Raw genomic sequence first — 15,427 nt, 5'->3', positions numbered from 1 at the left:
AGTCCGGCGGCTTGAAGAATCATTGGTGTGAAATATGCTGTCAATCAGCTTGTCAAAGTGCAGTTTGCTGATGAATTCCTTTATTAGGAGAAGACCAGCATCGGAGGATAAATCACCTCCGTCAAAATTTAATTTAAAACGCTTATTGCTTTCTAAGGTTGTGTAATCTAAACTAGACATATGAAGCCTCTTTTTTGTTATGTTTTTGGATTCGACACCTAAAATTGTAACAGAATCGGGGCTTTATTAATACCCCTAAGGCTTCACTTATTGGGTGAAAGCAATATGCAGTTTAAATGCAGTAACTATGCGGCTTTGTAATTAAGCCGTGAATAATTCAGGTTAAATAGAGAAATTTAACTATAGATTCCTACTTCTGCGATAACCGTAAAAAGCTTATAATAGACTCCGGCATACTTTAAAGATGATGTCAGCAACTATAAACTACATAAAGGAATAATGACATGAATATCATATTTAAAAGCTTTGGACAATCAGTTGCATTTTTACTATTTGATGCAGCACTTTCCATCCTTTTTCAGCACTCTATTATCTTCAGTGAAAAGCTGATTGATTTTACTATCTTTTTTACGGTTATACTTTTATTTAATTTCATAGCCCCAAAGCTGCGAAAACATATGTGATTTGATTCATAAAAAGGAATCATGCCACAAAGATTATCTATGCGAAGTAAGATTATCAACTATATTATTATAGCAACGCAATGATATACCGGAATTCTATGAAAAATATGCCGGGAAGGGTTTGGGAAACGGGTAAGGGTGCTATGGGGTTTCCCAATTAATTCAAAGGCACGCTTATATTATCACGGATCGTGCCTTCATTTTGAAAAAACTCCAGGGGAAGATCCCCTGGAGCAAGCACATTAATCCCAAAATAAAATTTTAAGGACTATCAATATTATACGCTAAGATCCGCATTAATCCTAGCTCAAGTAATATATTAGATAATATAATACATAAATATAATATATATATGTATTATACTTTGTATTAGAAAGTTCTATTAGAATTTTATTGGTCTGTTTACTTTCCAGTCTGCATACATCTGGAGCACTTCATCAAGTTTGTAAATAGAAAGGACCAGTTCCAGTGTGACACCATTCATCTCAAGCATATTAGTAAAATCAGGGAAATCCTCGTTTGACTGAACCCTTTCCCATGCAGCCCTCTGTATCTCTCCAGATTTTTTACCTTCATCATACTGCTTCATGATCTCTTTAATTCTTGCAGCATCCTCAGAACTGCCCTCAAGAACTTCAGTATGGGTATAATCATCTGTAATACATTTTATTAGCCATCCCACATAATTGTTTATGTATCCCTGCTTATCAGCAAGTGCAATTGCGTCACGAACTTTATTTGCATTAAAATCCGCTTTCTTCAAAAGCATGTCAATATCTTCTTTAGTGAGATCATTATGTCCAACATATTCATCGTATAAAGGCTTATACTGTTCCAGATCGTAAGGCATTTCGAGCTGCCTGAAAGATTCCTGGCTTTCTATAACCTTCTTTTTGGTTATTACTGAAGTAGATGGTTTATTTCTATAAATTCTGAACATTATTTCAGATGTTCGTCTTCCGTTCCTAAGACCTTCATACTCAAACCTTATATCACTTTTTTCTTCGAGTTCCTGCTGGGCTGGTTTAAGCACATTTCTCTGGAGTTCATACCATTCATCGTATTTCCGGTCCTTTTTATCAAGCTTGCTGTAAAGCACATCCCAGTCTATATGAGACCCCATTCGCGCCATTTCTTTAGATACAGCTGGATCATCGCCGTTTGCAAGTCCTATCATGAATCTGAATTCCGAGATATTATATAAGACATCTACTCTTCCACCGTTTACTTCAGGTTTACTCTTATAAATATCTTTCTTTAAAAGTTCATATATTCTGAAAGATGAGTTTTTGGTGAAATCTGTCATTACGGATAATTCCAGAGTAGTAAAGTTTTTCTCAAGTCCCAGTATATGCTCTTTAAGCTCATTATTGAATTTGATGATGAAAACGCCATCCTTATATGTGGCATTAGGAACTACAGAAAAAGCTTTAAAGTTCCCCTTACCATCTTCAAGAAACATAGTATGCCCTGTTATAGATTTGGATAATGCTTTAAGGTCCCTGTAAATATGACGTTCATCACTTACAAGTTTCTTAAGTTCTCTTGGATAAAGACGCGCCTCTAAAGGAGATTCCTTATCTTCATTATTCACTTCTATCCTGGTCAATGCTATAGCCATTACCTGATTTTCCAATAGAGATGATTTGTATTTTGCTGAAATCATCTCGTTGGATTTCACAAAACTAAGGCTATATAAAGGCTCATTTGCTTTATTGCTCATTATTATACTCCAATCTCTACGGATTTAATATTAGGTTAAACCATTTTCTACGGTCATGTCAATATTAATCCGTAGTAAATGGTGTGTAAATTAACACCAATTATTACGGAAATACATAATAATCCGTAGATAATGGTTTATTAACCCCACCATTTATACCGCCTTTGGAAATATGTATATCCATTCTGAAACTACGTAGAAAATGGTTCATAGCTTATAAAGAAATGCACCAATTCCTACGTGATAATGGCTAAAACCGTAAAAATTGGTGTATGCAGATTTATTGTCTTTTTCCATTTCTCGAAAACAATAACCCCAGTAAATATGCGGCTTTAATAAATCCTGTTTTTGTTGACTTACATGGTCATGCACTCTTATCCCGGTATTTTTGGTGTATCATATTCTCATTTTTCATTTATGGCTAATAAATCCGTAGAAATTGGATGTATTCATACGCCAATCTCTACGTAAAATAGCAATGATTCTACATATTTCCGTAGAAAATGGTTTATTTCTATATCACTGTAACCAAAATTTACTGGATCGGATTATTCAGACCTTTTGCATACGCCAATTTCTACGCTTTTAATATGAATACGTAAGAAATGGCATATAAAAACGGTAATTTTGGATGCATTATTTAATGCAAAAAACCAAAATTACCGCTAAATTAATCCAATGACTACGTGATATACAACCAATTTCTACGAGATTAACAACCAATTTCTACGTTTTTAAATCCACAAATGCAGTATCTGTCTGGATTGCAGGACCTCCTAAACAAACAAATTAATTTTTATGTTGTTGACTCTACCTTTTATATCTATTATTTATAGCAATAAAAAACCGTAAAATTTGGTTGTGGATAACTTTATTATAATACCTGTTTTAATATATATTCTAAAAATTCTGAAATAGATACGTTATTCTTTTTAGCCTGATTGGCTAATCTTTCATAAATATTATCACTCAGATAGAAACTACGCCCTCTGCTTTTCTTTTCAACTTTAGCTTTTGACATTTTTAAACTTATTCCACTAAGTTTATTTTCAACCTCATTAGAAGCATTTGTCTCAGCAGTAACCGGAGAAGATGTTTCTATTTTCGCTTCTGTCTCATTCTTACTATCCTTGGGTGATGATTTAGATGTTTGCACAGGCTGCTTAGGAGTTTCTGCCTTTATCTGTGCAGTTCTGTTCTTTAGAACGGGCTTTGTTTCACTGAACATGTCGAGTGCGCTTGTTTTCACAGTATTTTTAGCCATTGATTACCTCCAATAATTCTTTTGTGAATTTAACATAGTCTATAGCTGCATTACTATTTTTGAAATTCTCAAATAATGATCTGTTGGCTACAATAACATTACCCTCATCATCGTATGTATTCCTTATAGCCTGAGCTTTCTTTACGTCCTGGCTTATTCTGATCTGGGTGTCAAACGTCTTGAATCCTTTCTGATCACCGACTTCAGGAAGTACTTCTTTTATACCTACATCCAGGCTGTTGCGAGAATCATATGAAGTCATTAGTACACCATATATTTTCAAGTCTTCATTTAAAACTTCTATTACTTCATTGACTGTATCAATCAATAGTGAAAGACCATCTACTGCATATTGTTCTGCCTTGATCGGGATGATACAGCCATCAGCTGCAGTTAAGGCATTGATCATGTATATTCCAAGATTCGGAGGAGTATCCATAATTATAAAATCATACTCATCATCTAATTCAGCAATCTGTTTCTTTAAAAGTCCTTCTCTTGCTTTCTTTGCATTAAAAGTATTTTCTTCAATTGCAAGTAGACCGTCGCCAGCAATGATGTCTCCGAGTGGGGTTGTCTGTACTGCTTCTTTGGCTGTACAGTCTTTTTTTAATACATCTACTATTGTGTTAACACCATCAATTTCTGCTCCGTATGTGCTGGTAGAATTATGCTGGGGATCCAGATCTATGAAAAGGACCTTGTATTGAAAATGGCTTAGTGCATCTGCCAGATTTATTGCTGTAGTTGTTTTCCCTACCCCGCCCTTTTGATTTGCAATCGCTATTTTTATTGCCATGATATTCTCCTATAAAAATATATTATAAAAATGTAATACAAAAATATAATAGAATAACTAATAGTTGAACTAATAGCTATATATAATATAATAGCATAATGTCATATATAATACAAATATATAATATAGCATATAATATACAAGAGTAATATAATATATAGTATAATAGAAAATATATTATATAAGACTAATACATATTATATTATTGTCATATATATTGCTATGATATAAGTGTAATATATATGAGTGATAGTAATATATAATATATTGCATAATACTAATATATAGTATAATGTATATCACTAATATATAATATATTACATAATACTAATATATATTATAATAGCATATTCTAATACAAATAAATAATAGAATATATATTAACTATTTGTATTAGTGTTTGTATTATAAAATCTAATATAATGAAAAATATTAAAATATACGCATTCAGGATCCTAAAAGATAAAAAAAGCATGACCAAGAAATTATCTATATATTGTTGACTTTATAAACGCAATCAAATATATTATCAGTAAATCTAACGTAGAAATAGATATGCTTTTAGCAGAGAAAAATGTACAAATCCTTCAACACAAATAATCTTTCAAAATAACAGAAGGAGTGTACATAAAATGAGTAAAAAAATTAATATATTCAAAAAAACCATGCGCAAGATAAAAACAGAAAATCATTATGATGATGAGTACGTTACCTGCCTGAAATCTGGAATCTTTATGGCTCATATGATGGGAATGGGTGCTGGTGAAATTATTAGAGGACTGGAAGAAGTAGGTTTTGATGAGCCAGTCAGGTCGGCACTCAGAGAGTATTCTTATAAGATGGACGAGATGGAGCAGCTAGAAGTTGATTACAGCAGGTTTTCAGAACTCCAGGAGGTGAATGCGTGATGAATAGAGCAAGAAGAGCTATAAGTATATTTCTACTCATATGTGTTATGGCTGCAGGATGTGGAAGTCCCGGGAAAAGCACAATAACGGGCAAATATGTAGATAAGAATGGGAATACCATCGAGTTTAGCGCAGACGGAAAGATTGAAGAAATTGCCCATGACGGATCAACTGGGTTAGGTACCTGGGAAAAAAATGGAGACGGAACATATAAGGTCCAGATTGACAAGATACTCGTAATGACGGGAACAATGTATGTTGATGGAGAAGATATATCCATCGATATAGCGGGCAAAACATATAATTATACAAAGGAGAAATGACATGATAGGAATACTGTTAAAAGTCCTTTATATGCCTATATATCTATTGATCAAAATACTGTATACAGCATTTGAATTTCTATCAGGAATATATGGAGTTATTGCATATCTGATAGCCGGATTTTTCGCATTATGTGGTCTAGTATTTCTTATAAGTCCAACAGTCAGTACGAAGTCAGCCCTGATGACCATACTAGCAGGTGTGATCATAGACCTGGTCCTTAAAGGGATATTATGGGGAGTGGGGCAGATATACGTACTGAATGAGTATATTTATGAATCGATTAGTGATTTATAAATATGTTTTTCGATTGTAATAGTAGAACAGAATGGTAATAAGTGATTGAAGCAAAAGGGGCTGTGAAAAAATGAGAAATCATTTTTTCCAGCTCCCTTTTATTGCTATTATTCTATATTTATTATTTTTAATAAAAAGAACCTGATTATTTAAGCGGTGTTTTATATATATCTGCGATAATTAATAATAGTGATTGGCTTAATGTCAAAGAAGAGAAGTAAACTGTTTCTTATAAGGAGGTTTTTATGAAAGTGATTGAAAAAAGAGTATTTTCAAGGCTGCTAAGCTATGTGCTGGCAGTTGCACTTATGGCGGGACTTATGCCGGGAGTTGTGGCGAAGGCGGATACACCATCAGTTCATGTAACTCTTGAAAATGGTACTGTTTTAAAACCTGGGGATACAATAAAGCCAAATACTGAGGGAATACAATTATACTATCTAGAAATAAATGGACCGAATTATAAGCAAGCTACTTTGACACTTGAAAAAGATGTGGATTACCTTTTCTCGGTGGTCCCCGATGGGGATGATGTTGATGTACAACACCCATACGCATATTACTTAACGAAAGTTGATCCTGGTGGTTATATCAAATATTTGTTGTTAAGGACAACATGGAGCGGAGGAGTGAAACTTGGAAAGGCTACTAGTAGCAGTCCGTTTGGTTATAGCAATCCTGATCCTGACCAACCAAGTGGATCAGATGAAGATGAGTTTAATGCTGAGAAAGAGGCTCAGAAAAAAGCTGCAGATGGGCTCCTTAAATCCGATGACAGCGAAGCCTGCAAAAAGCTTGTAGAAGATGCAAAGAAAACTATTGATGAGACAAAGTATGATAAATCAAAGGATCTCGATGCAAACAAGAAGGGACTTGCTGATATCGTCACAAAACTTGAAAAAGACCTTGAAGAACAGCGTAAGAAAGACCTTGAAGAACAGCGTAAGAAAGACGCTGAAACAGCTGCAGAAGATCCCGACACTGTAGTTCATCCTGACGGCTCAAAGACAGTAACAGAAGTCAAGACAAGTGGTAATAACACAGAGATTACAGTTACAGATTACAACAAGGATGGTTCACAGCTTGCTCAGTATATCTACAATGGTGCAAGTGGAGAAAACCTTGATCTTAGAACCATTAATTACAGCGGTAAGAATATCGTAATTCCAGACACAGTAACAGGTGGCGGAAAGACCTACAAAGTAACAAGACTTCGCAAGAACTTCATGAAGAAGTGCAAGAAGGCTAGAAAAGTTGATGTCGGTGAAAATGTAAACAGGATCGATAAGGGTGCTTTCAATGGCGGAAAGAAAGTTAGATACATCACAATCAGAGGAAAACTCAAGAAGGTCGGCGCAGGCGCTTTCAAAGCCTTGAAGAAGGGCACCATCAAGTTTAAGACCAGTAAGAAAGTTTATAGACATAACGTTAAGCTTGTTGAGAAGTCAGGACTTAATCCTAATATAAAAGTTAAGAGGATTAAGAAAAAGTAAATAACCGAGGGTTTAGAATTTTTCTGTAGATGTGAGAACTGAACCCGGAAAAACTAAATATTGAAAACAGCAATAAAAGGGAGCTGGAAAAAATGATTTCTCATTTTTTCACAGCCCCTTTTGAATTGTTCTTATTGTTTACACCATAAGTATATACAGCAAAACGTAAAGCATCCTGCATATACTTTCTGCCATCTTCAGGTAAACATTCCATTAATTCAATGAATTCATTCGAATCAGTAAATCCTTCCAATTCTGGAACAGATACACGAAAAGCTTCTGCAAATTTTAAAATCTTTGAATATTGAAGATCAACTTTTCCCTGTTCGATATGAGTGATCATTGTCCCGGTATTATAACCTACCAATTTTGCAAGATCTGTCATTGTTAGGTGGTTGTCTCGCCTAAATTTCGCGATGTTTTCATATAGCTTATCCATATGCCCTCACAAGTTAATATAAATAATTTTTTTATTATTATAACACACGAAGAATAGGAAATAGTGCAACTGAAAAATATTAATTTTACGTAATATTTTAATGCTTTAAATTAGCAGAGACACGGTTTAAAAAGTATTTATTTAATCTTATAGCGATAAATAAAACATGAATTATATTCATCTTTATGTTGATAAATCACAACAAAGGTGTTATATTTGCCTTATTGAAAGATTATTCGTGTTAATATTTAAGAAATGGAGGATTAAAATTAATAAATTACGATTATGTGAAGTTGATTACGAAATGTTACATTCTGTAATTAAAAAGTCAAATATACCAATTACAAAACTTGCAGAATGCTGTGGAATGAGCAGATATGCATTTTATAAAAAAATAAATGGGGAAGGAGAGTTTAAAATTACTGAATATATAAGGCTTTGTGAAACTATAGGGATAGATATTATGGACACGATAACGAAAGAGGGAAACGTTAATTAAAATAATATTTACAACATGGAGAAAACTGATGAATGAAGAGGAAACATTATTTGGGGAACAGTCTTTTGGACACGAAGGTAAGGCATCATTAAAAGAAATGGGGCTTTCTCTTCACAGCTATATGGGACAAGAAATTTTCTACAAGATAGTAGAAAAATCAGAATCTGAGATTGCAATAAAAAAAATGATAACTGATTCAGGTATTCCGGATCATGAAAAAAAAAGCCTGATAAACCATATGGAACAGATCATGAGGTGGTGGAAAGATGAGAGAAGAGGATGCAAGAATCTTTACAAAAACCGCGTCCAGAAAGGGAATACATCTAGCAGTAAGAGTTACGAATAGCATTACAGATAAAACAGGAAGAATAACTGCCATTGGAATAGGTAAAGCGTTAAAGATGTATGAAAACAGGACCAGGGTATTTAAAGGTAATAATGCTCTAAAGGACTTTTTAAAGTTTGATTCAAAAAATAGAGGTCCAGTTGGAAGGATAGATGTGAGCTCATCGGACTTTAAGGAATTTGGAGATATATGCAAAAAGAACGGGGTTGATTTTGCTATAGTCAAAGATCATTTTGATGAAAATAAGGTACATTTCTTTTTTTCAGGGAAAAATGCAGAAGTAATGTCACACCTTTTTGAAGATTATGCGAGAAATAAATTTCAACAGGACTTAAAAGAAGACTGTTTTGGAGAAGAAAAAGAAAAAGGAATAGATAAGGAATTATCAGAAAAGTCCTTAGCAGCAGGTAAAGAAAGGAGACAGGAAGAAGCGAAGAAGAAAGCAGGAGAAAAGGATAAAAATATAAAACAAATGGATGATATCAAAAAAGAGGATAAAGAACCTAGTTTAAACGGAAGAACTGTTTCAGATATTATTTCAGGATTTGAAGAAAGGGAACAGGAACTTGAAAGATGATTGATTCGGGAAAAATCATTAGTACGTTGCCGTATATCGTAGTGTTTTACATTATGGATAAATTTTCATATATGTATAGGGCTGTAGATGGTTCAGTATCTGACAAACTGAGTTCGATGAATGTTTCTAATCTTTTAGGGTTCCCAATAGTTTCGGTAAATCCTATAGATATGATGATGGGTCTTTGCGGATGTTTAGGGCTCTTCCTGTATGTCCTATATAAAAATTCTACGAGAAAGAACCTAAGACCTGGCAAAGAGTATGGGGAAGCGAGGCTTGGTACAGCAAAGGATATAAAACCTTTTGTAAATCCTACGTTCAGATACAATTGCATCCTTTCTAAGACTGAATTTCTTACGATGCAGGAAAAAGTAAAACCATGGTACATGGGGAGAAATAAAAATGCTGTATTTTATGGTGGATCTGGAGCAGGTAAGACATTTAGTGTGCTCCTTCCTAACCTTCTGCAGTTTCATTCCAGTTATGTGATAGTCGATCCGAAAGGAACACTGATCCAAAGCTGTGGGTGGCTGATAAGGAAAATGGGATACAGGATAAAGGTATTTAATACCGTAGATTTTGGTGCATCGATGGGGTATAACCCTTTTGCTTATATAAAAAAGGAGACAGACGTTTCAAAACTTGTTTCCACGCTAATGGAAAACACAAAGGAGCCAGATGAAAAAGGACAGGATCCGTTCTGGCCAAAGTCTGAGAAGCTTCTTTATACAGCGATAATCGCCTACATCATGGAAGCATATCCCAAAGATGAACAGAATATGCTTACTATGATAGATCTGATAGATGAAATAAAGGTTGTTGATAAAGTGCCTGGAAAACCGGAGGAAAAATGTGAGGTAGATATACGTTTTGAAGATCATGAGAAAGAATATGGAAAAACATTTGCTGTCAGGCAGTATAGAAAATTTGAGAAAGCTGCTGGAAAGACAAAAAGAAGTATCCTTGCATCAGTCGGATCAAGACTTTCGCCGTTTGATATAGATGAAGTAAGAAGTGTCATGGAGTTTGACGAACTTGAATTAGATAATGTGGGCGATGAAAAGACAGTTCTGTTTTTTATAATTGATGATTCAGATACAACATTTAATTTTATGGTATCAATGGCTCTGTCACAGATGTTCAACACGCTTAAGACAAAAGCAGATCTAAAAGGAGGACATTTAAAATATCACGTAAGAGTATTGTGGGATGAAACCTACAACACGGGACAGATACCAAAACTAGAACATCTTATATCGCAGCTTAGATCCAGAGGTATCTCATTATGGATGTTCTTCCAGGCAAAAAACCAGTTGGTGGACCTGTATGGAGATAAAAAAGCAGAAAATATCGAGGCTTCATGTGATGTCAAGAGCTTCCTTGGAGGAAATGAATTTACATCATGGAAAGATTGGTCTGAACTATTGGGACAAGAAACGATCGATGTTATGGATCAGAGTGATACGTATGGCATGAATAGGAGCTTTGGCAGTAATTATAAGAAAACAGGAAGAAAATTAAAGAGCGTAGAAGAGATTGGAAACATGCCAGGGAATAAGTGCCTTGTAAAGCTCCGAGGAGTTCCGGCATTTTATTCAGATAAATATGACAGTACAAAACACCCTTTATATAAATATACAGTAGATGCGGACAGTAGTAAGAAATTTGATATATATGTGTATCTTGACGAATTTAGGAATTCATTTTTGTGTGCAGATGAAAGATATGACAGTTATGAAATAGATCTTACTGAAAATGCAGTATAAATCCAGCGATGAGCTGCGTTTATAAATATAAAAAAGAAAGGAGGAGAATCCCACCTAAAATATGCATTTATGTGAGCGACAAAATAGCGACAAATCTATTCTTGGGTTTACTTGAAAATGCAAAAAACCGACAAATATGGGCTATTAAGGGATTGGGATTCAGGTATCAAAATGGAGTTTTTTAAAAGTGGAGTCGACCTTCTCCAGACGGTAGTCACATTACTTGGAGCGGCTGCGATTATTGGAGGACTTGTAGAAGTAGGAAAGTCTCAGGCAGACAATAATCCGGCTATCAGGGCAACAGGAATCTCTATGTTTGTAGGTGGTGCAATCATCATTGCAGTTGGGTTGACACTTGTGCCAAAGCTCAAAGATATGGTTAATGGTACAGGAACAGATGCTACAAAGAAACCTCAGGCAGGATATATCGTGACTGCTCCACTGGTTCCGGGAATTAGAAAGTAGTTTTTGTTAGCAGAAAGGGCTTAGTGCCCTTTCTGTAAGGAGCTGAGAAATGGAATGGTTAAGTAGTTATTTTCAATCTGTGCTGCTAGAAATGTTAAAAGGTGCAGCTGCAGGATTTTTTGATTCATTAAATGGGCTGACTGGATCCATAACTGAACTTACAGATGTTAATCCGGGGACATATGATGCATCTCTGTTTGAGATGATCAAGAAAATATCAGATGCAGCGATAGTCCCTGTGGCATGTCTGGTACTTGCATATTTAATGACTATAAATTTCATAAAGATAATCCAAGATAGAAATACATATAAAGAGATGACGTTCATGCCTGTATTCAAGTGGATACTGTTCACATCTATAGGAATAGTTCTTGTGACAAAGACATATGACATTATACTGGCGATATTTGATGTTACCGGTTTTATCCTTGAAAAGGCAGGTGGAGCTATGGCGGCATCAAATGTGAGAAGATAATTAAGGATAAGGTACGTCTGATGTTTCTGACCAGTTCTGAAAGACCGTTTGCGACCAATAATTCATTTGATGCAATCAGAAAGCAGAGAAAACTTGAAGAAAAATATGATCAGATGGTCAGAGATGAGAAGAAGAGGCTGGAAGAACGTAAAAAAATCAGCTCAAGGCGTAAGGAAAAGATAAAAAGAATCCTGAGAATAAATAGTAAAAAGGGTATGACCAAAAAGGATGCATGAGGGATAATTCATGATTAAAAAGAAAACAGTTATAAAAGGTGCTAATGCACCAATATCGATAAAAGACAGAAAACGCATGGAAAAGGCAATAAAGAAGGCAAAAAAGGACGGAGAATTTCCGACGACTGCCCAAAATACAATCCCTTTCAGGGCAATGTATAAGAATGGTCTTTGCCAGCTTGAAGGATACCGCTTTTCTAAAAGTATAAATTATGATGACATCAACTATGTATTAAAAGACAGTCCAGATAAAGAGACAGTTTTTCGCAAACTATCAGACCTATACAATTTCTTTACAGAAGATGTTCATCTTCAGATGACATACATGAATACAAGGATTACCCAGGAGGAACTAAATAAGGCTCTGATCATAGAAGATACAGGAGACTCTTATGATGAATTGAGGGATGAACTGACAGATATTCTTTTTGACAAGGAGCGCAAGGGTAACAAGGGAATCCGGAAGAACAGATATCTTACATACACCATAGAAGAAGACAATCCGGTAATTGCAGCTAAAAAAACAAAGGACCTTGATGAGGCTATACAGGCAAATCTAAAAAAAGCCGGGCTTAAGGCAGAGAGTCATGTCTTAGATGGTACAGAAAGATTACGGGTACTTCATGCAGCAATGCATCCTGAGGGAAATGATAAATTCAGATTCAATTGGAACCTTCTTTCGAAAAATGGATTATCAACAAAGGATTTCATAGCACCAATTTCTTTTAGATTTCCTGTCAATGGCAAATATTTCAGGATGGGGGACATATATGGTAAAGTATCGCTTCTCTCATTAGACTGTCCCCGTGTAGATGACAGACTGATAACGGATCTTCTTTCTATAGACACTCCGATAATTGTAAGTATTCATATAGACCCTATAGATAGGGTAAAAGCAAAAAAATATATACAGAAAAGAAATATGCAGCTTAATTCCACAAAAATAAAGGAACAAAAGCATGCATCTAATAACCAAGAAAATGTCATTAATGAATTTGAGTTTGATAGCCAGGATATGGAGCGATAGTTAAATGAGCAGAAATAACAGACATAGAAATAAACCTATTTTTGTCAGGGTCACAGAAGAGGAAAATGTCCTTATAGAGGAAAGGATGAAGGCTTCTCATATAACTAATAAGAGCTCATATATGCGCAAAATGGCAATAGATGGATACATAATCAATGTTGAGATGAAAGAGATAACCGAAGTCATAAATCTGCTCAGATATTCTTCAAACAATCTCAATCAAATAGCCAGACACCTTAATGAAACAGGAAGTATCTATAAGGAAGACATGATGGAAATTCAAAATAATTATAAAGGGCTGTGGGCGGACCTGAAGGAAGTCCTAAACAAAATAAATATGATAACAAAAGTGTAAAGGCAGGTATTCACCTGCCTTTTTTAGGAGGGAATATGGCAACAACAAGAATAATAGCTATGCATGCGCATGGTGGAGAAAGTGTTTCAATGTCATTGGGGTTAAGAACTGATTATATAAAGAATCCAGATAAAACAGAGGATGAAAAATACGTAAGCTCTTACTTATGTGATAAGGAAACCGTTAATGAAGAATTTACTTTTTTACGTCAGATGTATGATCGAAACCATACAAGAAAATTAGGAAAAAATGATGTGATAGCTTATCAGATTCGTCAAGCATTTAAGCCAGGTGAGATAGATCCCGCAACTGCAAATAAACTGGGATATGAACTGGCTATGCGATTTACAAAAGGACGGCATCAATTTATTGTTGCAACGCATACTGATAAAAAACATATCCATAATCATATCATATACAATTCAGTGAACATTGATGCTTCAAGAAAATTTAGGGACTTTCTTGGTTCAGCAAAAGCACTTAGAAAAGTCAGTGACATAATATGTCTGGAGAATAATCTATCAGTTATAGACAATCCTAAAAAAGGGAAAAAAACATATGGCAAGTGGCTTGGAGATCATAAAAAACCAAGTAAAAGGGATTATATCAGAGCTTCAATTGACAAAGCATTTTTAGAAAAACCACGAACAATGGATGAACTCCTAAGAATACTAAAAAACCAATATGATATTGATGTAGATGCAAGCGGAAAGTATGTAAAACTAAAAAAGGCAGGAGATAAAAAATATGCAAGATTGGATTCTTTGGGTGAAGGCTATCGTGAAGGAGATGTAAAAAAGAGGATCAGAGGTGAATATGCACAAACAGTAAAAAATCCTTCTGAGAATTATGAGTCGATAGCAGGTCGTAGAATAAAAGATATCACTCCAAATGGAAAATCCAAGGAAGAAAAGCTTGGACTTCTAATAGATGTTCAGAAAAAGATAAGTGAAGGAAAAGGACCTGGATATGAAAAGTGGGCAAGATCATTTAATATGAAGCAGACAGCTAAGACGCTTAGTTTTTTATCGGACCTGGGAATAATGTCATATGAAGATCTAAACAGAGTTCATGGGGAACACTATGAGAAATATAATGCATTGAAATCGGATATCATCAAAATAGATTCAAAGATGGAAAAGATAATTGCATTGCAAAAGGCTATTATTTCATATGCTAAAACGAATGATGCATATCAGAAATATAAGAAGAGCGGGTATAACAAAAATCTAAAAAAAGAGTTACTCGAAGAGATTACTGAACATGAAGAAGCAAGAAAATGTTTTAAGGAATATGAAGGTGATAAGTCTGATTCCTGTTAAGACTTATTTTCCGATATTAACTCTGATTACAAATATCCTCGGTGCCATACTAATTGGATTCGTTGTTGGAATTACCAGTAACCGAGAAAGTGTATCTGATAATACCATTCTTTTCTGGAAGACAGGGGTGTGTGGAGGTTTTACCACATTCTCTACATTTTCCCTTGAAGCTTTTAATTTGTTTGAGAAGAAACAATATATGAATGGCGGATTATATGTGGTACTGAGTTGTTGTTGCTGCATATTTGGAATTCTATGCGGAAAGAAACTTGCGACGATAATAAAACTTTGAATTTCAGGATAATGAAATAAGCAAATCGGGATTAGTGGAGTAGAACATGGATAAAAAAAGGGCTTTGTCTGGCGCCATAATATTTATAACCCTGATGGGAATCGTAAGTCTGTTTTCGGACATGACTCATGAAGGCGCCAGAAGCATATTGGGCGAATATCTGAACCTCGCAGGGG

20 protein-coding genes are annotated in these 15,427 nt (G+C 34.8%); 15 read left to right on the top strand and 5 right to left on the bottom strand.

Annotation, left to right across the window (positions count from 1 at the left end):
- The 4 genes from G587_RS25605 to G587_RS0115590 all read right to left on the bottom strand — a co-directional run.
- A partial coding sequence (locus tag G587_RS25605; protein WP_026492675.1) for a transposase occupies window positions 1–180 on the bottom strand: 180 nt, incomplete at its 3' end.
- An 846-nt stretch (window positions 181–1,026) separates the two neighbouring features.
- Window positions 1,027–2,367: a replication initiation protein gene (locus G587_RS0115600; RefSeq protein ID WP_026493015.1), complete on the bottom strand. Its 1,341-nt coding sequence runs from the start codon at window positions 2,365–2,367 to the stop codon at window positions 1,027–1,029.
- 874 nt (window positions 2,368–3,241) lie between these two features.
- Window positions 3,242–3,631, bottom strand: coding sequence for a hypothetical protein (locus tag G587_RS0115595; RefSeq protein WP_026493014.1), 390 nt, complete (start codon window positions 3,629–3,631; stop codon window positions 3,242–3,244).
- Window positions 3,624–4,430, bottom strand: a complete 807-nt coding sequence (locus tag G587_RS0115590) for a ParA family protein (protein ID WP_026493013.1) — start codon at window positions 4,428–4,430, stop codon at window positions 3,624–3,626. Before G587_RS0115590 ends, G587_RS0115595 begins: the two co-directional genes overlap by 8 nt.
- A 632-nt stretch (window positions 4,431–5,062) precedes the next feature.
- On the opposite strand from G587_RS0115590, the gene G587_RS0115585 reads away from it, so the two are divergent.
- The 4 genes from G587_RS0115585 (at window position 5,063) to G587_RS0115570 (ending at window position 7,452) form a co-directional block, all read left to right on the top strand.
- Complete coding sequence (locus G587_RS0115585; RefSeq protein ID WP_026493012.1) at window positions 5,063–5,338, top strand: hypothetical protein; 276 nt, start codon at window positions 5,063–5,065, stop codon at window positions 5,336–5,338.
- On the top strand, window positions 5,338–5,661 hold the full coding sequence (locus tag G587_RS0115580) for a hypothetical protein (protein WP_026493011.1): 324 nt from the start codon (window positions 5,338–5,340) through the stop codon (window positions 5,659–5,661). The genes G587_RS0115585 and G587_RS0115580 overlap by 1 nt, the downstream gene beginning before the upstream one ends.
- A gap of 1 nt (window position 5,662) precedes the next feature.
- Window positions 5,663–5,959, top strand: coding sequence for a hypothetical protein (locus G587_RS0115575; RefSeq protein ID WP_026493010.1), 297 nt, complete (start codon window positions 5,663–5,665; stop codon window positions 5,957–5,959).
- A 245-nt stretch (window positions 5,960–6,204) separates the two neighbouring features.
- Window positions 6,205–7,452, top strand: coding sequence for a leucine-rich repeat protein (locus tag G587_RS0115570; RefSeq protein ID WP_026493009.1), 1,248 nt, complete (start codon window positions 6,205–6,207; stop codon window positions 7,450–7,452).
- A gap of 100 nt (window positions 7,453–7,552) precedes the next feature.
- Here the strand turns inward: G587_RS0115570 and G587_RS23100 are convergent, their stop codons facing one another.
- A complete protein-coding gene (locus G587_RS23100; protein WP_035786997.1) occupies window positions 7,553–7,891 on the bottom strand; it encodes a helix-turn-helix domain-containing protein in 339 nt (112 codons plus the stop codon).
- Window positions 7,892–8,057: 166 nt separating this feature from the next.
- Here G587_RS23100 and G587_RS25600 point away from each other — a divergent pair, with 166 nt between their 5' ends.
- The 11 genes from G587_RS25600 (at window position 8,058) to crcB (ending at window position 15,251) form a co-directional block, all read left to right on the top strand.
- A complete protein-coding gene (locus tag G587_RS25600; RefSeq protein WP_035786995.1) occupies window positions 8,058–8,390 on the top strand; it encodes a hypothetical protein in 333 nt (110 codons plus the stop codon).
- A 28-nt stretch (window positions 8,391–8,418) separates the two neighbouring features.
- Window positions 8,419–8,736, top strand: coding sequence for a hypothetical protein (locus tag G587_RS0115555; protein ID WP_026493008.1), 318 nt, complete (start codon window positions 8,419–8,421; stop codon window positions 8,734–8,736).
- Window positions 8,657–9,313: a DUF3801 domain-containing protein gene (locus G587_RS0115550; RefSeq protein WP_081679483.1), complete on the top strand. Its 657-nt coding sequence runs from the start codon at window positions 8,657–8,659 to the stop codon at window positions 9,311–9,313. Before G587_RS0115555 ends, G587_RS0115550 begins: the two co-directional genes overlap by 80 nt.
- Window positions 9,310–11,079, top strand: a complete 1,770-nt coding sequence (locus G587_RS0115545; protein ID WP_026493006.1) for a VirD4-like conjugal transfer protein, CD1115 family — start codon at window positions 9,310–9,312, stop codon at window positions 11,077–11,079. Before G587_RS0115550 ends, G587_RS0115545 begins: the two co-directional genes overlap by 4 nt.
- Window positions 11,080–11,196: 117 nt before the next feature.
- Complete coding sequence (locus tag G587_RS23090) at window positions 11,197–11,544, top strand: Maff2 family mobile element protein (protein WP_081679482.1); 348 nt, start codon at window positions 11,197–11,199, stop codon at window positions 11,542–11,544.
- A gap of 91 nt (window positions 11,545–11,635) precedes the next feature.
- Window positions 11,636–12,019, top strand: coding sequence for a VirB6/TrbL-like conjugal transfer protein, CD1112 family (locus tag G587_RS0115530; RefSeq protein ID WP_196812593.1), 384 nt, complete (start codon window positions 11,636–11,638; stop codon window positions 12,017–12,019).
- A 20-nt stretch (window positions 12,020–12,039) separates the two neighbouring features.
- Complete coding sequence (locus G587_RS24675) at window positions 12,040–12,255, top strand: hypothetical protein (RefSeq protein ID WP_051201086.1); 216 nt, start codon at window positions 12,040–12,042, stop codon at window positions 12,253–12,255.
- Between the two features lie 10 nt (window positions 12,256–12,265).
- Window positions 12,266–13,282, top strand: a complete 1,017-nt coding sequence (locus tag G587_RS0115520; protein WP_051201085.1) for a hypothetical protein — start codon at window positions 12,266–12,268, stop codon at window positions 13,280–13,282.
- A gap of 4 nt (window positions 13,283–13,286) precedes the next feature.
- Window positions 13,287–13,637 (top strand): plasmid mobilization protein, encoded by a 351-nt coding sequence (locus G587_RS0115515; RefSeq protein WP_026493003.1) that lies wholly within the window; start codon window positions 13,287–13,289, stop codon window positions 13,635–13,637.
- A gap of 35 nt (window positions 13,638–13,672) precedes the next feature.
- Complete coding sequence (locus G587_RS23080) at window positions 13,673–14,959, top strand: relaxase/mobilization nuclease domain-containing protein (RefSeq protein WP_051201084.1); 1,287 nt, start codon at window positions 13,673–13,675, stop codon at window positions 14,957–14,959.
- Window positions 14,901–15,251, top strand: a complete 351-nt coding sequence (gene crcB / locus G587_RS23075) for a fluoride efflux transporter CrcB (protein ID WP_035786990.1) — start codon at window positions 14,901–14,903, stop codon at window positions 15,249–15,251. Before G587_RS23080 ends, crcB begins: the two co-directional genes overlap by 59 nt.
- The last annotated feature ends 176 nt before the right edge of the window (window positions 15,252–15,427 follow it).

This window comes from Butyrivibrio sp. XPD2002 (genome assembly GCF_000423945.1).
GTDB lineage: Bacteria > Bacillota > Clostridia > Lachnospirales > Lachnospiraceae > Butyrivibrio.
This window is presented reverse-complemented; position numbering and strand designations above follow the sequence as displayed.